The organism is Methanococcoides burtonii DSM 6242 (assembly GCF_000013725.1).
Lineage (GTDB): Archaea > Halobacteriota > Methanosarcinia > Methanosarcinales > Methanosarcinaceae > Methanococcoides > Methanococcoides burtonii.
In genome coordinates this window covers 1,106,006-1,129,103 of record NC_007955.1, presented here as the reverse complement: position 1 = coordinate 1,129,103, position 23,098 = coordinate 1,106,006, and the positions used below count along the sequence as shown (strand labels likewise).

At 42.8% G+C, this 23,098-nt stretch carries 25 protein-coding genes; 9 read left to right on the top strand and 16 right to left on the bottom strand.

Annotated features, from left to right (window positions below; genetic code table 11):
* Nucleotides 1–329: 329 nt before the first annotated feature.
* The 3 genes from MBUR_RS05385 to MBUR_RS05380 are packed head-to-tail and all read right to left on the bottom strand — an operon-like array spanning nucleotide 330 to nucleotide 1,652.
* Entirely contained in the window at nucleotides 330–1,097 is a 768-nt protein-coding gene (locus MBUR_RS05385; RefSeq protein ID WP_011499128.1) for a hypothetical protein, read from the bottom strand.
* Nucleotides 1,098–1,114: 17 nt separating this feature from the next.
* Nucleotides 1,115–1,354 (bottom strand): hypothetical protein, encoded by a 240-nt coding sequence (locus tag MBUR_RS12950; protein ID WP_157196655.1) that lies wholly within the window; start codon nucleotides 1,352–1,354, stop codon nucleotides 1,115–1,117.
* Between the two features lie 13 nt (nucleotides 1,355–1,367).
* Nucleotides 1,368–1,652, bottom strand: a complete 285-nt coding sequence (locus MBUR_RS05380; protein WP_052286208.1) for a hypothetical protein — start codon at nucleotides 1,650–1,652, stop codon at nucleotides 1,368–1,370.
* Nucleotides 1,653–1,855: 203 nt separating this feature from the next.
* On the opposite strand from MBUR_RS05380, the gene MBUR_RS05375 reads away from it, so the two are divergent.
* From MBUR_RS05375 to ccsA, 4 genes are all read left to right on the top strand, one after another.
* Nucleotides 1,856–2,347 carry a rubrerythrin family protein gene (locus MBUR_RS05375; RefSeq protein WP_011499127.1) on the top strand — a complete coding sequence of 164 codons (492 nt, stop codon included), beginning with the start codon at nucleotides 1,856–1,858 and terminating at the stop codon, nucleotides 2,345–2,347.
* A 182-nt stretch (nucleotides 2,348–2,529) separates the two neighbouring features.
* On the top strand, nucleotides 2,530–3,063 hold the full coding sequence (locus MBUR_RS12945; RefSeq protein ID WP_052286207.1) for a cytochrome c-type biogenesis CcmF C-terminal domain-containing protein: 534 nt from the start codon (nucleotides 2,530–2,532) through the stop codon (nucleotides 3,061–3,063).
* Nucleotides 3,064–3,099: 36 nt separating this feature from the next.
* Nucleotides 3,100–3,516: a hypothetical protein gene (locus MBUR_RS12940; protein ID WP_052286206.1), complete on the top strand. Its 417-nt coding sequence runs from the start codon at nucleotides 3,100–3,102 to the stop codon at nucleotides 3,514–3,516.
* Nucleotides 3,513–4,610 (top strand): cytochrome c biogenesis protein CcsA, encoded by a 1,098-nt coding sequence (ccsA, locus tag MBUR_RS05365; protein WP_011499126.1) that lies wholly within the window; start codon nucleotides 3,513–3,515, stop codon nucleotides 4,608–4,610. The genes MBUR_RS12940 and ccsA overlap by 4 nt, the downstream gene beginning before the upstream one ends.
* 23 nt (nucleotides 4,611–4,633) lie before the next feature.
* Here the strand turns inward: ccsA and alaXM are convergent, their stop codons facing one another.
* The 10 genes from alaXM to MBUR_RS05315 all read right to left on the bottom strand — a co-directional run bounded on the left by alaXM (nucleotide 4,634) and on the right by MBUR_RS05315 (nucleotide 14,406).
* Nucleotides 4,634–5,338 (bottom strand): alanyl-tRNA editing protein AlaXM, encoded by a 705-nt coding sequence (alaXM, locus tag MBUR_RS05360; RefSeq protein WP_011499125.1) that lies wholly within the window; start codon nucleotides 5,336–5,338, stop codon nucleotides 4,634–4,636.
* A 53-nt stretch (nucleotides 5,339–5,391) separates the two neighbouring features.
* Nucleotides 5,392–6,447, bottom strand: coding sequence for a tRNA-intron lyase (gene endA / locus MBUR_RS05355; protein WP_011499124.1), 1,056 nt, complete (start codon nucleotides 6,445–6,447; stop codon nucleotides 5,392–5,394).
* Nucleotides 6,444–7,913: a Ni-sirohydrochlorin a,c-diamide synthase gene (gene cfbB / locus MBUR_RS05350; protein ID WP_011499123.1), complete on the bottom strand. Its 1,470-nt coding sequence runs from the start codon at nucleotides 7,911–7,913 to the stop codon at nucleotides 6,444–6,446. The genes endA and cfbB overlap by 4 nt, the downstream gene beginning before the upstream one ends.
* A 14-nt stretch (nucleotides 7,914–7,927) precedes the next feature.
* Nucleotides 7,928–8,722, bottom strand: coding sequence for a Ni-sirohydrochlorin a,c-diamide reductive cyclase ATP-dependent reductase subunit (cfbC, locus tag MBUR_RS05345; RefSeq protein WP_011499122.1), 795 nt, complete (start codon nucleotides 8,720–8,722; stop codon nucleotides 7,928–7,930).
* A 16-nt stretch (nucleotides 8,723–8,738) separates the two neighbouring features.
* Nucleotides 8,739–9,851: a Ni-sirohydrochlorin a,c-diamide reductive cyclase catalytic subunit gene (gene cfbD, locus MBUR_RS05340; protein WP_011499121.1), complete on the bottom strand. Its 1,113-nt coding sequence runs from the start codon at nucleotides 9,849–9,851 to the stop codon at nucleotides 8,739–8,741.
* A gap of 53 nt (nucleotides 9,852–9,904) precedes the next feature.
* Nucleotides 9,905–11,269 (bottom strand): coenzyme F430 synthase, encoded by a 1,365-nt coding sequence (gene cfbE, locus MBUR_RS05335; protein ID WP_011499120.1) that lies wholly within the window; start codon nucleotides 11,267–11,269, stop codon nucleotides 9,905–9,907.
* A 14-nt stretch (nucleotides 11,270–11,283) separates the two neighbouring features.
* Complete coding sequence (gene cfbA / locus MBUR_RS05330) at nucleotides 11,284–11,679, bottom strand: sirohydrochlorin nickelochelatase (RefSeq protein ID WP_011499119.1); 396 nt, start codon at nucleotides 11,677–11,679, stop codon at nucleotides 11,284–11,286.
* A gap of 377 nt (nucleotides 11,680–12,056) precedes the next feature.
* Nucleotides 12,057–12,680: a DUF2150 family protein gene (locus MBUR_RS05325; RefSeq protein ID WP_011499118.1), complete on the bottom strand. Its 624-nt coding sequence runs from the start codon at nucleotides 12,678–12,680 to the stop codon at nucleotides 12,057–12,059.
* 76 nt (nucleotides 12,681–12,756) lie between these two features.
* Nucleotides 12,757–13,209 carry a UPF0179 family protein gene (locus tag MBUR_RS05320; RefSeq protein WP_011499117.1) on the bottom strand — a complete coding sequence of 151 codons (453 nt, stop codon included), beginning with the start codon at nucleotides 13,207–13,209 and terminating at the stop codon, nucleotides 12,757–12,759.
* Nucleotides 13,210–13,332: 123 nt separating this feature from the next.
* The gene (locus MBUR_RS05315; protein ID WP_011499116.1) at nucleotides 13,333–14,406 is read right to left on the bottom strand and encodes an NAD(P)-dependent glycerol-1-phosphate dehydrogenase; all 1,074 of its coding nucleotides are present in this window, start codon (nucleotides 14,404–14,406) and stop codon (nucleotides 13,333–13,335) included.
* A gap of 92 nt (nucleotides 14,407–14,498) precedes the next feature.
* On the opposite strand from MBUR_RS05315, the gene MBUR_RS05310 reads away from it, so the two are divergent.
* The 5 genes from MBUR_RS05310 to MBUR_RS05290 all read left to right on the top strand — a co-directional run bounded on the left by MBUR_RS05310 (nucleotide 14,499) and on the right by MBUR_RS05290 (nucleotide 18,181).
* The gene (locus tag MBUR_RS05310) at nucleotides 14,499–15,350 is read left to right on the top strand and encodes a DUF63 family protein (protein ID WP_011499115.1); all 852 of its coding nucleotides are present in this window, start codon (nucleotides 14,499–14,501) and stop codon (nucleotides 15,348–15,350) included.
* Nucleotides 15,314–16,003, top strand: coding sequence for a stage II sporulation protein M (locus MBUR_RS05305; protein ID WP_157196654.1), 690 nt, complete (start codon nucleotides 15,314–15,316; stop codon nucleotides 16,001–16,003). Before MBUR_RS05310 ends, MBUR_RS05305 begins: the two co-directional genes overlap by 37 nt.
* A gap of 98 nt (nucleotides 16,004–16,101) precedes the next feature.
* On the top strand, nucleotides 16,102–17,259 hold the full coding sequence (locus MBUR_RS05300) for a formate--phosphoribosylaminoimidazolecarboxamide ligase family protein (protein WP_011499113.1): 1,158 nt from the start codon (nucleotides 16,102–16,104) through the stop codon (nucleotides 17,257–17,259).
* A 210-nt stretch (nucleotides 17,260–17,469) separates the two neighbouring features.
* Nucleotides 17,470–17,676, top strand: a complete 207-nt coding sequence (locus MBUR_RS05295; RefSeq protein ID WP_157196653.1) for a DUF5371 family protein — start codon at nucleotides 17,470–17,472, stop codon at nucleotides 17,674–17,676.
* Nucleotides 17,677–17,704: 28 nt separating this feature from the next.
* A complete protein-coding gene (locus MBUR_RS05290) occupies nucleotides 17,705–18,181 on the top strand; it encodes a type IV pilin (protein WP_011499111.1) in 477 nt (158 codons plus the stop codon).
* A gap of 85 nt (nucleotides 18,182–18,266) precedes the next feature.
* Here the strand turns inward: MBUR_RS05290 and gatD are convergent, their stop codons facing one another.
* The 3 genes from gatD to MBUR_RS05275 form a co-directional block, all read right to left on the bottom strand.
* Complete coding sequence (gene gatD, locus MBUR_RS05285; RefSeq protein ID WP_011499110.1) at nucleotides 18,267–19,514, bottom strand: Glu-tRNA(Gln) amidotransferase subunit GatD; 1,248 nt, start codon at nucleotides 19,512–19,514, stop codon at nucleotides 18,267–18,269.
* A 31-nt stretch (nucleotides 19,515–19,545) separates the two neighbouring features.
* Nucleotides 19,546–21,021 (bottom strand): argininosuccinate lyase, encoded by a 1,476-nt coding sequence (argH, locus tag MBUR_RS05280; RefSeq protein WP_011499109.1) that lies wholly within the window; start codon nucleotides 21,019–21,021, stop codon nucleotides 19,546–19,548.
* Between the two features lie 131 nt (nucleotides 21,022–21,152).
* Nucleotides 21,153–23,048 (bottom strand): PAS domain S-box protein, encoded by a 1,896-nt coding sequence (locus MBUR_RS05275; RefSeq protein WP_011499108.1) that lies wholly within the window; start codon nucleotides 23,046–23,048, stop codon nucleotides 21,153–21,155.
* Nucleotides 23,049–23,098 lie beyond the last annotated feature (50 nt).

Genomic DNA, 23,098 nt, shown 5'->3' with positions numbered 1-23,098 from the left:
GATTTTTGATAGATACATTTGGTTGAGGGGTTGTATTGAGCTTCATTTCCCCATTTATCAATTTTCCATCTCGAACTCAGGTTTTGTCATCCTGCAGGTGGATTGAAATTCTTTGGAGGTTCTTCAAACTCTGGAAGTTTCACTAAAGGTCCAGATTTGAGTATGTGTTGTGTCAGAACAGCCCTGACGATTATGCTACCTGTATCATTCCCTTAAGTTCATTTCCACAAGCTATACTTCAATAATGACATTAATATCAATAGAACAAAATCATACAGTACATACTTATTTTTTCTAGGTGCCGAGTGTGATAAATGGATTCGGAATTATTACTTTTCCGTAGATTCTCCAATTATCTTATTGTAATGCTTGATATACAAAATACCCAGGATAGGCATCAATAGGAAATATCCCATATATGATATGTTAAAGAATATTTTAATCCAGAAAAATTTAATCATATTCTCATCGATTAATCCCAGCCCCATTTGAACTGCCTGTAGAATCACTGGGATAATAGCACAAAGCAATGGCAACAATACAATTAACTTCATTTCTCCTGTAATTTTTCTTATATCATAGTCTACCGAAGGTAGTAAGTAAATAAACAGGCTGACGGGAAGAATGACAACAAAGATTATGATCAGTGGTAATGTGTTATACGGAAAGCTCATATCGAATATTTCACGAGTTATAGGATCTATTGCAATTTCCACGAGTCTCTGAATTGGAAGCAGCAAGTTATAGATCAACGAATCATGGGGAAATGTAGCTGTCACAATACGAGTATGTCCAATTATAACTATTATAGTATGAAACATACCACAAATTAGCAAAGGTATATAGTACAAAACCTTTCGAATATCTCTTCTGTTCTTTACAATATTCTGACCAATGGTGGCTATCGGTACTAAAAATAGGATAAATAATCCAAGTGTCATTACTAATGCATATATCCTTAGATCAGACTGGCTTTTTGTAACTATCATCACAAACATTGTCAAAAGAATAACCGTTACCCAGATATGAGCCATAAAGAAAAGAAGGGCATCTAACGGCATTTTCTTTCTAAATTTTAAGATGAGATTATTGATCAAAAGTTATTCCTCCGGATTCATTTTTGAGCTCTTCCTAACACGAAACCCACGCACGCAAAAACAAGTACCAATCCAATGCTCTCAATAAACGGAGTTGTATTATCGGATTCTGTTGTTAGCACAATCTCACTTTTGTTGGATTTTCCCATTGATTCAAGTTCACTTATTATTTCATCTCTATCGGTAGTAAGATGCTTCCCAGGTTCACCGATAGTTACTTTGAATCTGTTATCAGCTACGTTTATGTCCTGAAGCATCAGTATTACCGATTCACCAGTAAAATCGAGGTTCATTATTGTTGATAGACATAGAACCTATTTCCGAAATCACCTCAATTTCATTCGATGGAAGTGGTCTCATCAGCCATTCATCTACTTTTATCGTTACTACAGAGTATTTGAGATGTTCCTGGATATTGGTTACATTCCCAACAGCGATTCGGTCAGAATCATTGATCTGATATGAGATCATGCCTGCTTCTGAAGTAAATGATGCATGTGCATTTGTTGCAGCAATCAAAAATAAAAAAATTGTGAGAACGAATATTTTTTGCATTTTAAGCTCCTGCACAGTACATATAAGTTTATCTGCATATAAAATTTTCTAATTTATGAAGGGGTTTGCCTATATAAAAAGGGACTTTATGAGCACCTCATCCTTTCATCCTCATTCCTTTTTCATTGTTTCTTTCCATTAACCATATATTTGATATGTCCCCAGTTATCCTGCAATATATCAAAATAATGTGGAGGAATATCATGAGTACGATTGAAAATTTAAACGAAGCGTTTGCCGGTGAATCAATGGCAAACAGGAAATATCTTGCTTTTGCAAAAATGGCTGACAAAGAAGGTTTCGGACAGGTAGCCAAATTGTTCCGAGCTGCAGCTGCTGCGGAAACAGTACATGCTCATGCTCATTTGAGAGTTCTGGGAGGCGTCAAGAGCACTGAAGAAAATCTTCAGGAAGCAATAAGTGGCGAGACCCTTGAATTCAACGAAATGTATCCTGCTTTTATAGAAGAAGCAGAAAAAGAAGGTAATAAGCAAGCTGTCCGTAGCTTCGATATGGCAAATCAGGTCGAGCAGATTCATGCTGGACTTTATACGAAAGCCCTGGAAAATATCGGCAGCAATGAAGAAGTCGATTATTACGTCTGTGATATCTGTGGAAATACTGTAGAAGGCGAAGCACCTGAAAGATGTCCGATATGCGAAGCTGTACATTCAAAGTTCCAAAAAGTAGACTGAAATTAGATCATTAAAGGTGGAAACTTTACCGCCTTTTAGTTTTTTTTCAGATATAGGCAATAAGATGGAATCGCTTTTGGTATTTCGGTGTCACATTTTCTAAATTTGTATATATTACTCATATCAGGACTTTCAAACTAATACCGATACATATTTTAATATAAATAACGATTGTGAATCCAATGAAAGAAAGCAAAGACATCATAAACAGCAGTAACATCATGTTGGCAAGTGTGCTGACAATGCTTCTGCTTGCTGCTCTCATCACTCTGGGGATGCTGACACCACTTGTCGTGAAGCTCACCACCGGTAATGAGATCAGCATGGGTGCTGAATATTTCAATGACAGGAGTGCAATACCGACAGCAGCATTGGTCGTACTGCTCACTACATGTCTGCTTTATGGTTACTTTGGTGCAAAGAAGGCTCTCTTAGTTGCGGGTATTACTGCCCTTATCTCTCTGGTTTTCGCTTTCATCTCACCTTTTGGGAACCTTCCGCTCGATGTCACAGTTCCATTAACAGGCATGGCGGTTGTAGCTACATTCTATAAGATGTACATGGCAATGGAACGTGGATCATGGATACTGAAGCTCAAAGGCATAAGTGCTCATGTGATACATCTTGGCATTCTTTTCATTCTCATAGGTATTGTTGCCAGCTCGAACATGCAGGTAGAAGGCTCGGATATCGTGACCGTTGACTCGCCCGGATAGTTCGAAGGACAGAACTACATAGTTTCTGTAACAGACATGCATTCTGTTTTCGAAGGTTCTCCATATAAACAATATCCGGGTTCTTCCTACGCAACCCATGTTACCTTCGATGTCTATAAGAAAGGTGCTTATTTTGATAGTGGTCAGGTCAAATACATAACAGATTTCAAATGGGGTCAGACATTCACTACCACCTATGTTGACCGTGGTATTTTTGAAGAGCTGTTCATAGCTCCAAAGGCATTGAATGAAAGCAGTGGTGAGGTCAGTCTGTATGTCAGAACAGTTCCATTCATAACATTCATCTGGGGTGGTCTTTTCCTTATGGTTGCCGGGATCATCTCTCTTGTGCTCGTGGACCGTTCACTTGAAAGCAGCAGCTTAAAAGCAGAATTTTCTCTTAATGGTAAACGAAATAACGGCTCTAAAGTTCGTAAGGGGGCTAAAAAATGAACTTTGGTATGATATCTATCTGGTTGGCCTTTACTCTTGGTACAGGTTCAGCAGGTTTGGCTATCATCGGCCTTTTGCGAAACGATGAACGCTTAATTTCCCGGTCAAAACAGTTCGAGCTATGGTGTAGTGTTCTAACAACATTTGCAATCATGCTGCTGACATATTATCTGTTCACAGTATCGGCATCTTATGTCTATGTCTACCTGCATTCCAGCATAGACCTTGAGTGGTTCTATCGCTTTTCTGCCCTCTGGGCAGGTCAGGAAGGTTCGTTCCTGCTCTGGACATGGTTCACGCTTATGATCCTTCTGTTTATTCGATATACAGGAAACACGAAAGAGATTGCAGATACGAAGTTAATGAATATTACAAGGGCTGTCTGTCTCACAATAGTAGCTTTCTTCCTTCTTCTTCTTGTCTTGAAGAATCCGTTCGAGACCTATTACGCTGTTTTCGGAGGAGCTATCGAAACCTCCAACTGGAATCCTTTTGTTACGGTCTATCATCTCATCGATGGTCAGGGTATGAATCCGCTCCTCAGGAACCCCTGGATGGCAGTCCATCCACCAATACTGTTCCTGGGGTATGCTGCATTCACGATACCCTTTGCAACAGCATTTGCATCACTGCTTATCGATGACGAAAGATGGATAAAACTGACAAGGAACTGGATGCGTCTGGCATGGCTTTTCCTCACAGCAGGTATAGGTCTTGGTGGATTTTGGGCATACGAGGTTCTCGGATGGGGAGCATGGTACTGGTCCTGGGACCCTGTCGAGACATCTTCCCTGATACCCTGGATAACAGCTACCGCATTCCTGCATTCGGCAACAAGGGTCCGTGATGGTGAATACCGTTTCCTTGCTCCAATGCTGGCAATAGTTTCGTTCATACTGGTAATATTCGCTACCTTCGTGACACGCAGTGGTATGTGGGTATCCGTACACTCCTGGCAGGACCTCACATTTGAAGGAACATTGATCGCGTTCTTCCTGGCGATACTTGTTGTTTCAAGTCTTGTGTTGCTGGCGAGAAGGTACTTTGAAGAGAACGATGGCAGCGATCAAGGTAGCCAGAGTAAAGGCCAATAAAAAAAGAATTGTTCAATAAATGATCAGAAGAATCTGAAATAGATCCTCCTGTTATTCTTCCCTTTGTTCTCTGCCTTGAATATCTCAATATGTGGTATTTCGCCCGTATTTGCAACATGGGTCCCACCACATGCCTGGTCATCTACATCCGGTATCCGTATGACCCGTATCTCTTCTATTTCCGGCGGGAATGCATCCTTAAGCTTCACCACAGAAGGTATCTTCAGGGCTTCATCTCTTGGGAGGATCTCTATCTCGACATCGATTTTTCGGTCTATGATCTCATTGACCTTCGCTTCATAGGATCCTATAAGTTCCCTGTCGAAGTCCTCAAGATTAAAATCAACTCTTGTCTTCTCTTCCGCGATCTGATTACCGGATATCTTCGCACCGGTCTCACTATGGATCATGGCACTGAGAATATGGGCAGCAGTGTGGTATTTCATGAAAAGGCTTCGTCTGTCCCAGTCAATAGTACCTTTTACTTTATCTCCTGCTTTCAATCCAGCCTCGGAGACTTCGTGACTTATCTTGCCGTCAAATTTACCCACAAATGTGACGGGATACTCTTTGCGGTCACAGACCAGTTTCCCGGTGTCATGTGGCTGTCCTCCTGAACTGGGATAGAAAGCCGTCCTGTTAAGGACAACGAACCTATCATCGGTCACGTCGAGGACATTAGCCTCGAATTCTTTCATCTGACTGTTTTTAAGGTAGAGTGTTTCCATAATGGGAAATCAGGAATATCCTTAATAAATGTTTTTCATTCAAATAAGGATATTCACATCTTTAATCTGCCAATATCGATGTAATCGACACCATCATCTGTGAGGATCGCATAAAGCATCCTCTTTCTTACACTGTTGGCAAGCCTTATGGCCCTTGACATGACAGGGAGTGTAAATTCATGGTCCATTGGTATCGAATGTATGAGATATTCGGAATGCGGTATCTTTGTTGGTGATTCCACCTGTGAATAAACACGGAAATGACTACCGAACTTGAAACCTGTCTTTGGTACGACCCCTTTATCTCGAAGATCTGTGTAAACACTGCTCTTCAGATTGAACTCGGGTTCAATCTCCGAAGCCATCTTTGAAAAAGCATCCACATCCATGGATTCATCCTGTCTGTTGTTGATATTGAGGACACCCTTCTCAAGGAGATATCGGGACTCAACAAGTGAAAGCTGCAATCTCTGGCTATCCAATGGTTTCCCGTAAAAGCCATTCTCAAAAAGGGTTTTCGAAGCTTCCTCATCCCATACGACAACCCTGTCCTCAAGGAAAGTGGCATCTGCATTGATGTCTGGGTAAAGGGGTTCCTTCATCTCGCCTTTTAAGCGTGGCCTTTTCACATCGTAGAAAGTAATGTCACTCTCTTCATCTACAATGGCGAGTACCATCTGCTTTCTAACGTTTTCGGCTGCTGCAAGGGAACGCAAGAGGTCCCTCAGTGGCATTGGTGCTCTTTCTGACCTTACATAGATGAACTGCTTTGCCGCTCCCTTTCCGGGATGGCTGCCACGTGGGTATACGCGGAAATCGGTCACACCGGGTTGTACGTAGAACCCTCGTTCTCTCAGGTCCTTGTAAACGATATATTTAAGCTCGAAGGAGGGCTGCAAGATGGAAGCTTCCTTGAAAAGATCGGAAAACTCCAGGACCTTTCCTTCATGTTCCACCTCTATCTTCCCGCGGAATGCCAGATATACAGCTTCGATAAGTGTGAGCTCAAGCCCGCTCGATTTAGGCCTGCCGTAGTACCCATTATTGTAAAACTCATTAATAGCTTTTTTTTCTACAAGTACACGGTCCTTTACTATCTCTGCTCTCATTCTTTATTACCTCTGTATTTGATGGCGGAATCCACGAAGGATGCTGCAAATTCTTTATAAGATGCTGCTTCCAGATGAGCGTATGCACCAAGGGTATTGTTCTTTACCAGTCCGTCCCATCCGTCACGTATTCCTGTTCCGCGGGATAGCTTTATTGCAAATTCAGCATCTTCCGGTAGTTCGGTCACTTCTGAATGATGGAACTCATGTCCTATGAACGAATTTCCTTTACTGCCGATCACTGTATCTTCATCGAGCTGGCCTATATTGTAACTGACCACACGTTTGTGCCCCATTAGCGAGTGTCCCGGAAGTGCTCCGACCATTTCATGGGTGGCTTCCGGCATTTCTGCCATGTGGTATGTTCCTTTTCCTTTCACACCGGTAGTGATCCTCTCGGTCAGGTACATAAGTCCCCCACATTCGCCGTATATGGGTAGTCCGTTCTCTGAGGCTTTCCTTATGTCCTCCCTCATGCTTTCATTTGCTTCCAGCTCAGCAGCATAAAGTTCGGGATAACCACCACCCAGATAAAGTCCATCTATATTCGGCAGTCTCTCATCATGGATGGGGCTGAAATATTCAAGTTTCGCTCCTGCAAGTTCCAGAAGCTCAAGATTGTTATGATAATAGAAATTAAAAGCCTCGTCAAGTGCAATTCCTATCACAGGTCTTTCACTTTCAAGCTTTCTGTGTATGAATATGGTGTTCTCTGCTTTCTTTAAGGGCTGTGCCTGTTGAGCTATCTCAATGAACTTGTCAATATCGATGCCTTCCGATACCCTTTTCTCTATGGCTGCAAGACGTTCATCAAGATCATTGACCCTGCGTCTTTCCTCGATCGCGGGAACAAGTCCAAGATGACGCATGGATATCTGCATGGCATTGTCCCTTGGGATGATGCCGAGTACAGGAAGTTTGGTAAAATGCTCAACAGCTTCCTTCGCCTTTTTTGCATGCCTTATGCCACCGATATTGTTGAGTATGACACCTACGATATTGACGTCAGGGTCAAAGTCCTTATATCCATTGACAAGTGCAGCGGCGGAGCGTGTGATACTTCGGGCATTGATAATGAGTATCACCGGACATTTCAGCATCTTTGCTATCTGTGCGGTGCTTCCCATATCCCCAATGCTTTCCAGTCCCTCAAAAAGCCCTCTCACACCTTCGATAACAGCGATCTCGGCTCTGCCATCCACTTCACATGCATGTGCGAACACATCAAGGACCCCATCCTCTCCCATGAGGTACCCATCAAGATTACGTGCTCTCCTTCCTGTTATTTCGGAATGGTAGCTCGGGTCTATATAATCAAGGGCTACCTTGAAAGGCTGTACATTATAGCCTCTGGTCTTAAGGGCTGCCAGCAATCCGGCGGTGATGGTGGTCTTTCCGGAAGATGACCTGTCAGCAGCAAGGAGCACTCTTGGAATATTGAATTCTTTATTATCTGCGGATGGCATGATGATATCTCTTTTTATCTGGTAAGCTCTCTGAGACGTTCATCGTCAAGAGCAACAGGCATAACGGAAGTATCGCGTTGCATGATGGCCTTCGCAAGGTCACGATAAACTTGTGCAATGCTGGAGTCTGGTGCTTTTTCCATGACCGAGAAACCATCCCTTTCGCAATCCTGCACGATCTGTTCCTTTGGTATGAACGCCATAAGGTCGGTTCCTATCTCACTTGCGAACTTGGTCACTATCTCTTTTTCACGGCTCACACTGCGGGAATTACATATGATCCCGCTGAGGGGAGTGTTTATCTTTGCCAGTCCTCGGCAGATATTGTTCGCTGCATAAAGGGGCATATATTCGCCGGAAGTCAGGACATATGCTTCCTTTACAAGTCCCTTGCGTATAGGTGCTACAAAGCCACCACATACGATATCTCCAGGGACATCGTAGATGATAAGGTCCATTTCGTTCAGCGTTTTTGATATCTTCTTAAGTGTCTGGATGGCCACGATGATCCCACGTCCGGCACAGCCGATACCTGGCTCGGGTCCGCCCACTTCCACACACTTCACGCCATTGTAACCGGTAAATACGACATCTTCCTCTTTCACATCCTTTTCCTTACGCAGAAGATCAAGGATGGTCGGGATGCGTTTTCCTCCAAGAAGGGTGATGGATGAATCGCTTTTCGGGTCACAGCCAATTATCATTACCGTGTATCCCTCATCGGCACATGCGGCTGCAACGTTGGATGCAGTACTGGATTTTCCGATGCCACCTTTTCCATAGATAGCTATTCTTTTCTGTACGCTCATCTGCGAATGCTCCGTTTTATAATGATTCTTTTGCGACTTCTCTCAGTGTTGCACCGAACTCGGATTCTACGATGTGGTTGACACCGAGTGTCTTTGGATGCAGGTCTATTTCGACGATCACATGTTCGTGTCCCATTTCCTTAAGGGGTAATACCTGTCTTGGTCCGTTGGTAACGGATATCAGTTCCATATTGGAGATGTGGTCCATTGGTATTGCATGCGGGACCCCGCTTATCACGGCAAAATCGAAGTCTATGTACTTGTCCTTTATCAGCTGGTCAACAGCATTCCCTGCAATAGGATACTCGTCAAGTCCGCCAATGTTCTCGTGGATGACAACGTCCCTTTCCTTCAGGTCGTTCGCGATGCATTCTGCATGGTGGCGAACTCTTGGAAGTCCCAGCTTCTCATCGATATTTGCCATATTGATAATATTGTCTGCTTTGCCAAGCTGCTCAGCTACTTCGTTGATCGCAACTGTGATGTCTGCGAACATATATCCTGTCTCTTTTTTGGCGTTCATGATGACAAGTCCGCGCTTACCTTCCTTGAGCAGCTCGATTATCCTCTGTGCAACCTTATATTTCACATCGCCGCGTGAAGGCGCAAGATATTCCCGGCTTGCAGCACCATGTTTTAGTTCGACATTGGTCGCTTCTTCGAGCAGGGCACGCTGTCTTTCGAACTCTGTCTTGTCAATAACACCTACATCGAGTGCGGATTCAAGTGCAATGATCACACCTTTTGTATTGTTCCTGTAACCTGCGTGCACTTCCACTTCTATCACCGGCACATCAAGGTCTGCTTCCATGACCGGTTCATGCATTTCCTCTCCGATTATCATGCTGGCACAGGTGCCCACAACACCGATTAGCTTCGGTTTGAACATCTCGTTCACTTTATGGAGCACATTCACGAGTGCATCATGCCCTCCAAAAACGAAACCGGTTTCATCAAGGGCAGTTGTAACTACATGTATGCCGTCCTCTTCCAACAATCTCGCATGCTTGAAAGAACATCCAGGTGGTCCGTGCAGTACTGCAACATCGACATTCAGGTCCCTTAAAGTGTACAATGCGGCCACGATGGAACTTGGTCGTGGGTGTATGATCGTAATATTCTTGTCCATGCTCGTTCCTCATTTATGATAGTGAATTTTATTAAATATATGATGATACGTTTTTATCTGAAACATTTGACACACGACAATATAATGTCGCAAGCGGTAGAATTTATCAGGGCGGTTTCTATTCCTTCTTCAAGTGAGCGCACATAATATGCGTTATCATATTTTATATCACGCATACGGGTTCCAACTAAAATGACTTTGTCTATCATTTTTCCCCTTCTATGAAGGAGGTTCGCCACATTCTCAGGCGGAAGGCCTTCACAAACCTGTTCTGCTTCTTCACCAAGTACGATAACAACCTTTCCCTCTTCAGATGTCAGGGCATAATCAAGTGCTTTTTCTACGGACAATATGTCCATTCCTGAATTGGAATTATCTATTAGTATTCTGCTTTCAAGTTCGCTCTTTGTCATCCTTCCGGTAAGGCCCTTAAAATCATGAACTGTTCCTGATATATCATCCTCATCAACCCCTAACGCAATTGCTATTGCAGAAGCTGCGGCGATGGCTATGGTATAAGCAGAAACGTCGAATCCTTCTGTTGTGGTCGTTCTGATGGTGGAATTTGGTCTATGAATGGAAACCTCATGTCCTTTTATCATTACGTTCACATCGGCAACATTGTCAGCTTCATCGCTAAAAGTTATCGTGTCGATATTCTTTTTCCGGGTAGATCCTATAGCTTTTTCTGCGTTTGAACTGATCAATAGAATACTGTCAGCCTTTGCATTTTCTACCATCTGCAATTTTGCATCACTTGCCCATGCAGTGCCCGAGGCTATCCTGTAATCCAGTTCCAGTGATGTTATAACTCCAATATCCGCACATCCGGTGCCTCCAATGGATGTTTCAAAAATAATTACGTCAGGTCTGAGCCTTTCCTTTTCCATGATCTCAATGGCCATGAGGATGCTTCCGGGTGCAATGCTCAGTCCTTTGTGGATGACTGTGGCAATACCCTCTTTCCAGTATTCAAGTCCTCTGGATGTATGAAGTAGCACTGTCTGTTTCCTTGAAATAATATCTGCCAGGAGGGATGCAGTACTTGTCTTGGCCTTTGTACCCGTGATCTCAATGACCTTTTGTCCGGCAAGACGTTCACTTTCATTGATAAGCTGTCCGACCATTTTATGATGGGTAACAACAGGGTTCCTTTTTTCTCTTGCACTTTTCAGTACTTGGAAATCCGGGTCAAGATGAACTGGAGCTACAACAGTTTCTGTAGGTTTTAGCTCAAATTCGTCCTTTGAAGAAAGAACTGGAAAAAACATTTGCAGATCAGATATTGTCGCATCGTCCAGTGTATCATAGACATCGATGGCACGGACATTATATCCAAGCCTTGCCATCTCTTTTGCAACAGAAATTCCGGCGTGCGTCAGGTCGAGCACGACCGCATCCTTCTGACCTGCGTTCATAGTTATTGGTCTGTTTACATTACTTCCATTGCTCTCTCGAATACGAGATCTGCAAGAAGTTCGTGGTGTCCCAGTGGTTTTCCAAAAGTGACCGGGATCTCGTTTCCATCCACTGTGATCTTTCCTTCATTTGTCTCAGGGTCGAGCTTGAGTATTTCCGGAATATCTTCTGTGATGTGAACTCCTGATGCAAGGAATACAGGTACAGCTATGATCTTTGTAACGCCTGTTCCATCGAAATCAGCAAGTGCTTCCATCACTGTTGGAAGGGTGTTCTCCATGAAACCTGCTTTTATCACATAGTCAGGGTGTTTTTTTGCAATTGTAGCTGCTATCTCTGAAACAACTTCTTTGTTGTAAGGCAGTCTGCTTCCGTGGCCAATGGCTAAAATTCCTATCTTTTCGCTCATTTATTATACCTCTAATGTGTTGGATTTTAATTTCAAACTGTTTCACTTTTCGATGAAAAGGAATGCAAGACAACCAATGTTCATCTGATCATCCCATTTTTCGAGAAGTTTGAATTTAGCACGGTGTTCATACGTTTGTACACCGTTTGTGTTACTCATATGATATTGTGATTACATAAAAACAATTCGGGTTTGTTCTTGTCAATACTATGCACAACTTATAAAAGCGAAACTTATGTGGACGCAAATTCTGTAAAGAAAATATGAAGTAAACCAAAGTGAAAAATAGCGATTAAAAATAGTGAAATCAATATCAGGAACGCAAGTAGGCGATATGGTCAATAAAATAAGATACAGAATTTCAATATAAAAAAGAATCAGGAGCCGTCGTCCTCTCCGTCATCCTGTTTGTAACCATCAGCTCCGATCATGGCAGCTTCAACGGAATCAATACCATCGAGCCACTCTGCAACAAGGCCGTATGGGAGATCTTCCATTGCAGCTTCTGGCAGACTTTTACCGTCCAGTATAAGTGCTCCGACCTGTGCAATGCATGTTATGGCTGAGTCAATATCTTCTGCTTCTTCATATTCGATCGCTACTGCAATGAGATCTTCGATGCTTGATTCTTTATCAAAGTCGCCTGCTATGTAGCACTCACATGCTGCGAAGCTTCCTGCAAGGGCTGTCTGTACAGACTCGAGCATCATATCAATATCCTCGGATACAGTTTCGACCTCTTCGAGTGTAATATCTCTGATATCCTTGATTATCGCGATCGCATCATCTAAAGGAAGTGTCTTATTCTCGTATTTTGCAATGACCTTCAGGCATGCGAGAATGATGTCATCTTCCATAGTGACAAAAATCGCACCTTCTTTCCCGGAGTTATCCTCTTCTTCCTTGAACTCGAATCCGCTTTCTTTCACTTGACCTAGCCAGTTGCTCCAGCGCTCTGTTGTATAAAATTCATGGTCGATTTTTTCATGTGTGTCCGACATTTTAGTACCTCTTTCAATTTTCACTTATTAGGTATATCTAGGACATGTTCCGGTATTAATATAAAAGACATTCGAGTCAGGGTAATAGCTCGACCTTCTTCAATGTAATTGAAGGGTCAGCTTCCATCTCTACAGTGCCCATTACTTTCAGAACGGTACACCTTTCTCCGTTGCGAAGCCCTTTTGGATAGCAAAGCTCATATGTTTCAGCATCCAGTTTCTCATCACATTTTGGTGCCTGATATCTTATCTTTGAACCTTCGATAGCCTTTTTTGAGTCAAGTAATGCAAAGATCGGTGCTTTAACAACATCGACGACCATCGCTCCTTTATCATGGACAAAACACTCATGAAGGGTATTGTTCCTTACCTTTACTACCCTGTACTTCTTTCCTTTTTCAAGGCTCATGCAGGTGTTTTTCAGTTTGCACTGCTCGCATTCCGGCGTATCTCCATCGAAGAAGAACTCTACACCTTCTTTTGCGAGTCTGGTTCCAATGAGCGTTATAGTGGTATCCATGTCCTCCATTTAATCACCTTGTGTTATGAGATCGTAATGACCTTAATAATATATGATAATTTATGGGTTTATCAAACCCGCTCTTCTTATAGAGATATAGATATACTGATAATCCCTGAATTCAGACCTTTTTTAGGATATGACCTTTGTCTTCCTTGCGACTATTTCAGCGGCATCGGGTGTCAGCCCTGTTCCAAGTATGGTATACCTTTCTGGTCTGATAGTATGTGAGAGTACAAGTGCTTCTAATATATACTTATCTTCAATACCCAGCTCTTTGGCAGTCGTGGGTGCCCCTATCAGCTTTAAAGCATCACTTATTTTTTTCCAGTCACCGCCATGAAGGTACATCATCAATATTGTACCAACCCCGCATTGTTCCCCGTGAAGTGCCGGTTCATCTGCTACCCGGTCAAGTGCATGGCTGAACATATGCTCGGAGCCGGATGCAGGTCTTGATGAGCCGGCAATGCTCATTGCGACTCCGCTTGATACAAGTGCCTTAACGACCATTCTGACAGAGCTTTCAAGTTCGGGTTTTATCGAATCTGCTGAATCGATAAGTATTTGTGCGGTCATACTTGCGAGCGCAGCGGCATATTCACTGAACTGCACATTCTGGAGACGGCTTGCGAGTTGCCAGTCAAGCACTGCGGTACAATTCGAGATAATGTCTCCACAGCCGGCTGCTAATAATCTGTAGGGTGCATTGGCTATGATCTCAGTATCTGCAATAACTGCCATTGGTGCATTAGCCTGGACCGATGTAGTGGTCTTCCCATCCTTTATGGAAGCTCTCGAAGAAACGATACCATCATGTGAGGCAGCTGTTGGGACACTTATGAACGGCACTTCCAGATCAGTGGCAGCAAGTTTAGCAACATCGATAGTTTTACCGCTACCAACGCCCAAAAAGTATTTGGTGCCGGATTCAATTGCATGCTTCCTTATCCTTTCAACTTCTTTCATAGATGCTGATTCTGATATTACGAGTTCTACATTCTGGCCCGCATCCTGCAATGAATCCTGAACTATCTCACCTGCTATCCCCTTAGTACTCTTTCCTGTGACCACTAATGCGTTGTCGATAAGTTTCAGGTCTGTGCAGACATCTCTGACCTCGTTGATGACACCATTTCCTATCACAACATTTCTTGGTAGCTGCATCCATTTCTTCTGTCCGTTCATATCATGCGTCACATCCATGTGTATATGTTTATCTGTATTTCTGACACCATATATTATTAAGCATTAGTGTTATTAGGTTATTCCTACAGCTTTTGCAACAGTGAGAAATAATGTGCCCTTATGTAGATAAGATCTTGGAATTTGTGAACCGTTATTATCTTGAACCGATCTTTCAGGATAGTGGATACAATGTAGTGAATACCCTTACCTGGGCACTGATATTGGGAATTTGTGTTTTTGCGGTTGCCTGGTTGCTTGAGAAATGGAATGTCGAGGTTGATGACAAGTTTGTATTTTCCATCATTCCTTTCATACTCGCAGGCTCATCTTTAAGGGTGATCGAGGATGCGGGTGTTTTTGATGCACCTTTGAGCTATCTGTTCATCACTCCCAATATCTATTTCTTTGTGTTCGTTGTCACAGTGTTCTGTCTGTTGTTGTCCAGATCGATAGCTTCTTCAGAAAAGGTCTCTGACTGGAAAGTGCCTTTTGCGTTACTTGGTTTATGCTGGTTCGCAATCAATATCATTACTCTTCTCGTAGTGGAAGATATCACTCGCCCGTTCATTCTTGTTGCGATCGTTTTACTGGGAACGGTCCTTGCAGGGTCAATATATCTTGCTTTTAATAGGGCAGGTGTGTCCTTTGTAAAGGATCCTTTGAACATGATGATAATCTGGTCTCATCTTCTGGATGCCTCGTCCACTTTTATTGGTGTTGATATCCTTGGATACTATGAAAAGCACGTTGTTCCTGCTTATCTGATCGATCTGACCGGTACTGCGCTTGTCATGTTCCCTCTGAAACTCGCCATCTTTCTTCCGGTGATCTACATTATAGACACTCAATTCGTTGCTGATGAGGAATCAAAGAGGTTGAGGACGTTCGTCAAGATGGTGATAATCATCCTTGGTCTTTCACCTGCATGCAGGAACACTATCAGAATGGCATTCGGGATATGATAAAAATGGATGTGAACAACGATATTTCTGTTGATGTAGCTGGGATAACTACTCGCAATGGTGGCTGCAATGTGTGTGAGTATCTTCGTGGTCTTATGCCGGAAATATGTATCATTGTACTATTGTTCATTATCTCTGTTATTGTCGGTTATGCTCATACGGCATTTGATCCTTCTTCTTCCACCCTGTCCCTTGAAGGCTTGGAGGAACTTGTGGAATTTATCAAGAGCCTGAACGTTTTTGAAATAATGCTTTTCATTTTTTTCAACAATGCCATAAAAAGTCTTATTGCGTTCGTATTCGGATTGGGCTTTGGCATAATTCCTTTGGTGTTCGTGGTGTCGAACGGTTATGTCCTTGGCGTGGTCACCTATCTTGAATCAATGGATAATGGTCTTGTTTATGTTGGCATAGCAATTCTTCCTCATGGTGTGATAGAATTGCCCATGATACTGATCTCGGCTGCAATGGGGCTCAGGATGGGTTTGCTTGTGTTCAATACACTTACCGGTAAGGATGTTGATCTCAAAAAGGAGTTATTGCAGGGTCTGAATATTTTCTTCCGTTTTGTAGCTCCTTTGCTTTTGGTGGCAGCAGCCATTGAAACTTTCATAACTCCCTTATTGATCGCATTGTTCATCGGGTCGATCTGATCTTTTCGTCGTCTTTTAGAATAATGGTCTTATTCTTAAGAATAAGTCTTTTATAACGACTGTGCCATTGTATCACAAAAACCCGGAGAACAAAAATAATGATCGACAGGAAAGAGATTATTGAGATTGCGGAGAGCTATTATACTGATGACATAAAGATCGGTACAGTTGCTTCTCATTCAGGATTGGATGTATTTGACGGTGCCATCGAGGAAAATTTCGAGACCTTTGCAATATGCCAGGCGGGTCGTGAAAAAACATATACCGAGTACTTCAAGTCAAAAAGGGATGCCAATGGCAATGTTGTGCGCGGTATCGTTGATGATCATGTTGTATATGATAAATTCAATGAGCTCATGCTTCCAGAGAACCAGCAGAAGCTTGTGGACGACAATGTTCTTTTCATACCTAACAGATCCTTTACTTCTTACTGTGACATCGATGAGGTCGAGAACGATTTCCGTGTACCAATGGTCGGAAGCAGGAACATGCTCCGAAGTGAGGAGCGCGGTATGGACCAGGATTATTACTGGCTTCTTGAGAAGGCTGGTCTCCCATTCCCTGAAAGGATAAACGATCCTGAAGACATTGATGAGCTTGTAATGGTAAAGCTCCCTCATGCAGTAAAGAAACTTGAGCGTGGGTTCTTCACTGCCGGAACTTACAGTGAATATGTGGAGAAGTCCGAGTCCCTTATCAAACAGGGTGTAATTACAAGGGAAGCCCTTGCGGAAGCAAGGATCGAGCGCTATATTATTGGTCCGGTCTTCAATTTTGATATGTTCCATTCTCCTATCGAGGAAGAAATGAACAAGACCGAGATCCTTGGTGTTGACTGGAGGTTCGAGACAAGTCTGGACGGTTATGTCAGGCTTCCGGCACCACAGCAGATGAATCTCGCAGAGCATCAGTTAACTCCTGAGTACACAGTATGTGGTCACAATTCTGCAACACTTCGCGAGTCTCTCCTTGAGGAGGTTTTCAAACTTTCAGAAATGTATATCAAAGCATCCAAGGAGTTCTATGACCCCGGGGTCATTGGTCCTTTCTGTCTTCAGACATGCATTGATAAAGATCTGAACTTCCACATTTATGATGTTGCTCCACGGGTTGGCGGTGGGACGAACGTTCACATGTCTGTTGGCCATCCATATGCTAATACATTATGGCGTAAACCTATGAGTACTGGAAGGCGCGTTGCCTTTGAGGTACGTCGTGCTATTGAATCCGGGCAATTAGATAAGATCATAACATGATCCGGACATTTTAAGCTCCGTCTGAGCTTCTTTTTATTTTTATTTTTGTATTAAATTATTTGTTTTCAAGACCAGTTGGCTTCATTTTAATATTGTGATCCCTTCTCATTTTAATGGCGAAAGCGTTATATACAATACGTATTATAATTATAATTATGATGAGGCAGTAATATGTTTATTCATATTGCTATACTATCAGGAGAAGTTCTCATGAAAATAGTACATGCACAAACTGTGCTTACTGAGGACCAGCTTGAAGAACTCAAGAAAAAGACAAATGAACCATCCACAAAGGAAGCTTTGAGCGTGGCGGTCCAGCATTATCTTGAGTGCGAGTACACTGAAATGAATGATGAAATGTGGACTCGGAAGCTTGAAAAAGTAGTGCAGAAGAAGCAACAATCTTATACAAAATAATTAGTAACGATATATGGAGGACAATAATATGTTAAAGATGAATAGAAATGAAGATGCAGTGTCCCCGGTCATTGGTGTTATCCTGATGGTCGCTATCACTGTCATCCTTGCTGCTGTCATTGCAGCATTCGTGTTTGGAATGGGTGCACCTGAGACTGCACCACAGGCAAGTGTTAGGGGAGCTCCAGCTGAACTTGGTGGCAATAATGTTCTCAAGCTTGAGCATCAGGGTGGAGACATGGTAACTTTTACTGACGCAAATACGCGTGTTACTGTGAACGGTAATGCTGTAAATCTATATGCTCTCGATGCTGTAAACGAATCATTTGAAGCTGGAGACTCACTTTATCTTTATAATCTTAGTGGAGTTTACTATCTTGATGGCTCTAACGCAACGGGTGTTTATAATGGTAATAACCTTGCACCATCTGGAACAACTGCAAATATCAAGATGGTTGATGTTGCAAGCCAGCAGATGGTTGCTGATATGGATGTAAGGTTCTAAGACATTTAAAGAAACTGGCGCATAATTGCGCCAATATCTTTCTTTTTTTAAATTATTATTCTAAAAAAAAGTTGAAGCAATATTTTCACTTCAATGTGCTATCGGTCATTTCATGACCAATGTTTGATCTCATTATCTCTTTAATTTCGTCGACATCATTGCTCTGTCCCAAAGCCCACATAAGTTTTACCAATGCGACCTCAGGTAGCATATCCTCGCCTTCGATTGCACCTGCTTTTAGAATATCCCTTCCGGTATCATATACTCTGTCGCAGACACGTCCACTTATACACTGTGATGTCATTATTACCGGGATTCCATTCTCAGTGGCACGTTTTATGTTTGGGATCCAGTCGGTTGAAACATGTCCCAGCCCGGTTCCTTCTATGACGAGGCCTTTGTATCCTGAATCAATGTAGTAGGAAAGAACATCGGGATTGGCACCAGGGACGAACTTTACAAGGCTGCATTTTGGTTCGAGGGTGTTCTTTAGTTCAAGTTTTTGGCTATCACGTTTCGAAAATGGGAGTACAGTCTCTATCTTATGGGTCGAATGGTCGATGTAGCCTATAGGGTCCGAGTTGATGGATTGGAAAGCATCCCTTCTCGATGTGTGCATTTTCCTGACCTTCGTTCCGAAATGGATGGCACATCTGTCATCGCTGGTGGTGTCGTGCATGACAACGCATACTTCTGCAATATCACTGACAGCAACCTTTGTTGCACATATGGCGTTCATTGCATTATCACTGCTTGGTCTGTCTGCACTTCTCTGGGACCCGACAAAGACTACCGGCACTGGGGTCTTCAACATAAAAGATAGTGCTGCTGCTGAATACATCATGGTATCAGTACCATGTGCGATGATTATGCCATCTGCACCATTCTCTATCTCCTGTGCTACAGCTCCTGCAAGTTCTGTCCAGTACTCTGCCTTCATGTTTTCGGACAGGATGTTGTAGAGTACCCTTCCATTGATATCTGCTATCTCGGTCAATTCCGGTATCGCATCAACGATGTCGTCTGCGGAGAACTGTGCAGTAACAGCACCTGTACGGTAATCGACCTTGCTGGCAATGGTGCCGCCGGTGGAAAGTATTGTCACCTTGGGCAACTTTTTTTGTCCTTTTGCTTTGTCAGGCTTAGCCTTTGGAGCATTTTTTGGACCTGCTTTCTCTAGAAGCGTTATGCTCGCTCCTTCAGGGTCAACTCCTGCATTATAGCCGCTTACCATCTTTACGACAATATGGTCAGTATTCGAAGGCATCACAATGCCTTCATAGGTATTCCCGTCCTTTTCTATCCTTATTCTGTCACCAAGTTCAAAATCCATTATGATCACTCATCAAAATAATTGTAATATATCACACATCGATGCATTTTTCAACTTCGCAAAAGAGGCTTTCTATTGCGTTGTCCCTGTTAGCTATAAGGGATTCGAGAATCTCTGTATTGTTGGCTATTCTTTCCCTTGAGCTTTCTATGAGACGTTCCATGCTTTCTGGAGATGGGCCACCAATAACACTTCTTTTACTGACATTGAGTATCGGATCAAGTGCTTCCTTTACCATCTTTTCCGTAAGGCCTCTGGAACTTAGGCTTTCACCTATCACATTGTGTGCGACCGCATCTATCTCTCCGAGAGTTGGTTCCCCACTCCCGCGGGCAAGCACGCCTACTATCTGGTGTGCGGTCCTGAATGGTATGTCACATACACGTACCATTGTATCTGCAAGTTCGGTAGCTGTTGTAAATCCTGCAGTCGCAAGGCCTGCCATATTTTCTTTGTTTATGCTCATGGTGGCTATCATGCCGTTCATGATCCTGACCGATGCTCTTGTGGTCTCAAGGGATTGCATGATGTTCGGAGTGGCTTCCTGGAGGTCGCGATTATAGCTTAAAGGCAGTGCTTTGCAGATGGCCAGAAGTGACATTAAGGATCCTATTGTAACCCCGCTCTTCCCACGCAGGAGTTCAGCGGTGTCAGGGTTCTTCTTCTGTGGCATTATGGATGAAGTGGATGCATATCTATCATCCAGCTCGATGAATGCGAACTCCGAGGTGGACCATATCACGATCTCTTCTGCCACCTTGCTCAGGTTTATCATAAGATTTGCAAATACCGATGCTGATTCTATAAGGAAATCCCTTGAGCTTACCGCATCCATTGAGTTCTCGATCAGGCCATCGAAACCAAGGAGTTTACATGTTCTTTCCCGGTCGAGGTCAAAGCCTGTGGATGCAAAGGCAGCTGCACCAAGAGGGCTCAGGTTCACACGCTTATAGCAATCCATCGTACGTTCGAGATCACGGCCTATGGCATTTGCATGGGCGGTCAGGTGATGGGCGAGGGTAGTTGGTTGTGCATGCTGGAGGTGCGTGAATCCCGGCATAAGTGTATTGAGATTTTCTGATGAGGTATCGTTAAGCGTATTTCTTAGAGCGATAAGTTCTTCCATGAGCAGCAACAGATCATTTCTCAACGTGAGTCGGATACATGTCGCAACCTCATCATTTCGTGAGCGACCGGAATGCATTCTGCCACCTGTATCTTCCCCAACCATATCAATGAGCCTTGATTCAAGTGAAATATGGATATCTTCATAAGTGTGGTCAAGTTTTTCGATACCTTCCTCTTTTATCGTGAGCAAACCTTCCAGTATCTTCTTGCAGTCTTCTGCTTTGATGATCTTTCTCTCTTTGAGCATGATCGTGTGTGCAAGATCTACCAGAATATCCGCTTTGAAAATCCATTTGTCAGCGTTCATCGATGAAGTGAAATTAATTATCTCTTCATCAGGAACAGATGCAAGTCGCCCTCTTCTTAAAATATCGCTCACTTGAATACCTCTTAATTATCTTTAAAATAAATGGAATCCACTAATTATGTAGCGTGGTATGCCACAAAACCTTAAAAACGAATCGGTTTCTTTAAATATTCCATATACTGAAATGGAAAAAAGAATGATGCTTATTTAGGTAACTGGATGTGCATCTCCGTACCTTTGTTCTCTCCTTTGCTTTCCACCCAGATCTTCCCTTTGTGAGCGGTGACTATCTCTTTGCATATATAAAGTCCAAGTCCTGTGCCACCATATTTGCGGGTCCTTGAAGCATCTATCTGATAGAATCTCTGGAATAGCATAGGAATCATGTCGGGTGGAATTCCAATACCATTGTCCTTTAACACAATATGGATGAATTCATCTTCTTCCTTGATGGTAAATTTAAGCGAACCGCCTTCTGGTGTGAACTTTATAGAATTGTCCACCATATTGGTTAGCATATCTGTGAGTTTATCCCTGTCTCCGTTGATGGTTGGAATATCATTTGGGATGTCCTTCTCAACTGCTAGTTTCTTCTCTTCTATCTGGATCTTAAGGTCTTGTAATGTCATCTCTACAATTTCTACGATAGAAACTGGTTCGAACAGATATTGAACATTGCCTGATTGTGCCCTGCTGATATAGAGGAGTGAATCAACAAGTCTCTTTAATCTATTTGCATTTCTAAGGACTGTTTTTTCTACTTCCTTTTGCTGTTCGCTCAAAGTTCCAAGCGATTCGTCATAAATGAGTTCAGTATAACCTTTGATGGATGTAAGTGGTGTTTTCAGTTCATGGCTGACATTTGAAAGGAACCTGTCTTTCATCTGGTCCAGGCTCTTTAGCTCCTCGTTGGCAATAGCAAGTTCTTCTGCATATTTTTTCAATGCTTCTTCTGATTCGATTCGGGTTGTGATATCTTCAATGATGCCGATCCCACCAAGGATACTGCCATCTTCCGCTATGTTCGGGCTATAATCTGCTTTGATGGGTGTGACCTTTCCGCTGAGTGCTGATACGCATTTACCTTCATAATGACCGGTCTTTCTTGCAAACACCGGTTTAACAGCGTCTGTCATTTTTTTGTCTTTGATACTTCTCAATATATTCAATCCAATGATCTTATCCATTGAAGCACCCATTATCATTGCAAAGTTAGTGTTACAATGAGTTATTATTCCGTCTTTATCAAAAGTGAAGATGCCAAGTGGTGAGTTCTCAAATATTAGCCTGAACCGTTTCTCGGTCTCCAGTAATGCCTGTTCCGCCAGTTTTCTGTCGGTCACATCGATAATTATTCCCTGGTAGTAAGATGGTCTCCCATCTTCATCAGGTACCATTAAAGACCTTTCAGCGACCCATCTAGGTTCTTCTGCTCGTGTCAGTATCCTATATTCCTTTGAGAAGAATTGACGACCTTCAATTTCAAGTCTTGTAATGTCATTACGTACAAAATCAAGGTCATCAGGGTGTACTATATCACCATATATCATATTCCCTGAAGTAAAATCCTCCGGCGTGTATCCGAACTGTGTAATGTTGTCGGAGACAAATTCCACTGGCCAGTCCTTTTCAGCTGTCCAGAGAAAAGCAACTACCGGACTGTTCTTGTATATCTCTTCAAGTTCCTTCTTTGAAGTTATCATGTCCTTGAAGGTCTTTTCCCGGATCTTTTGTTCTGATACACTTTCCACGGTGCAGATCAATCCCGTATATTTATCAGACCCGTTAAGCATTGGAATTATATGCCCGCTAAGCAGGTTGAGATTTCCTTCAGGTGTCAGGAATGAAAGGGAGTGGTATCTGGTAGGTTTTAATTTGTCTTTTGCCTGCAGGGAAAGCTCAGTAAAATGTGTTTCGTCACCAACGCATAGTTGTGCAACTTCCATGAAATCCTTAATATCTTTACCGATTATCCTTTCTTCTGAAATACCGGTAATGTCTTCCATCCCTTTGCTAAAGTAAATGAATTTGTTATTTGCATCAACAGCCCATAGCCCTTTGTACAGATTACTAAGCATTTTGTCAAGTGCATTTTTCATTTTTGGTGCCCCCATACCCATTCATTTTATAACATCCAATCCTTTAAGCC

Excerpts from the sequence above, each read along its gene's own strand:
- MBUR_RS05275 (WP_011499108.1), bottom strand. The coding sequence starts at position 23,048 with ATGAAAAATGCACTTGACAAAATGCTTAGTAATCTGTACAAAGGGCTA.
- MBUR_RS12950 (WP_157196655.1), bottom strand. The coding sequence starts at position 1,354 with ATGCTTCAGGACATAAACGTAGCTGATAACAGATTCAAAGTAACTATC.
- MBUR_RS05375 (WP_011499127.1), top strand. The coding sequence starts at position 1,856 with ATGAGTACGATTGAAAATTTAAACGAAGCGTTTGCCGGTGAATCAATG.
- ccsA (WP_011499126.1), top strand. The coding sequence starts at position 3,513 with ATGAACTTTGGTATGATATCTATCTGGTTGGCCTTTACTCTTGGTACA.
- MBUR_RS12940 (WP_052286206.1), top strand. The coding sequence starts at position 3,100 with ATGCATTCTGTTTTCGAAGGTTCTCCATATAAACAATATCCGGGTTCT.
- cfbE (WP_011499120.1), bottom strand. The coding sequence starts at position 11,269 with ATGAACGCAGGTCAGAAGGATGCGGTCGTGCTCGACCTGACGCACGCC.
- MBUR_RS05325 (WP_011499118.1), bottom strand. The coding sequence starts at position 12,680 with ATGTCGGACACACATGAAAAAATCGACCATGAATTTTATACAACAGAG.
- MBUR_RS05300 (WP_011499113.1), top strand. The coding sequence starts at position 16,102 with ATGATCGACAGGAAAGAGATTATTGAGATTGCGGAGAGCTATTATACT.
- endA (WP_011499124.1), bottom strand. The coding sequence starts at position 6,447 with ATGAGAGCAGAGATAGTAAAGGACCGTGTACTTGTAGAAAAAAAAGCT.
- cfbD (WP_011499121.1), bottom strand. The coding sequence starts at position 9,851 with ATGGACAAGAATATTACGATCATACACCCACGACCAAGTTCCATCGTG.
- cfbA (WP_011499119.1), bottom strand. The coding sequence starts at position 11,679 with ATGAGCGAAAAGATAGGAATTTTAGCCATTGGCCACGGAAGCAGACTG.
- alaXM (WP_011499125.1), bottom strand. The coding sequence starts at position 5,338 with ATGGAAACACTCTACCTTAAAAACAGTCAGATGAAAGAATTCGAGGCT.
- MBUR_RS05320 (WP_011499117.1), bottom strand. The coding sequence starts at position 13,209 with ATGGAGGACATGGATACCACTATAACGCTCATTGGAACCAGACTCGCA.
- MBUR_RS05315 (WP_011499116.1), bottom strand. The coding sequence starts at position 14,406 with ATGGATGTGACGCATGATATGAACGGACAGAAGAAATGGATGCAGCTA.
- MBUR_RS12945 (WP_052286207.1), top strand. The coding sequence starts at position 2,530 with ATGAAAGAAAGCAAAGACATCATAAACAGCAGTAACATCATGTTGGCA.
- MBUR_RS05290 (WP_011499111.1), top strand. The coding sequence starts at position 17,705 with ATGTTAAAGATGAATAGAAATGAAGATGCAGTGTCCCCGGTCATTGGT.
- MBUR_RS05305 (WP_157196654.1), top strand. The coding sequence starts at position 15,314 with ATGCAGGAACACTATCAGAATGGCATTCGGGATATGATAAAAATGGAT.
- gatD (WP_011499110.1), bottom strand. The coding sequence starts at position 19,514 with ATGGATTTTGAACTTGGTGACAGAATAAGGATAGAAAAGGACGGGAAT.
- cfbB (WP_011499123.1), bottom strand. The coding sequence starts at position 7,913 with ATGCCATCCGCAGATAATAAAGAATTCAATATTCCAAGAGTGCTCCTT.
- MBUR_RS05380 (WP_052286208.1), bottom strand. The coding sequence starts at position 1,652 with ATGCAAAAAATATTCGTTCTCACAATTTTTTTATTTTTGATTGCTGCA.
- cfbC (WP_011499122.1), bottom strand. The coding sequence starts at position 8,722 with ATGAGCGTACAGAAAAGAATAGCTATCTATGGAAAAGGTGGCATCGGA.
- MBUR_RS05295 (WP_157196653.1), top strand. The coding sequence starts at position 17,470 with ATGAAAATAGTACATGCACAAACTGTGCTTACTGAGGACCAGCTTGAA.
- MBUR_RS05310 (WP_011499115.1), top strand. The coding sequence starts at position 14,499 with ATGTGCCCTTATGTAGATAAGATCTTGGAATTTGTGAACCGTTATTAT.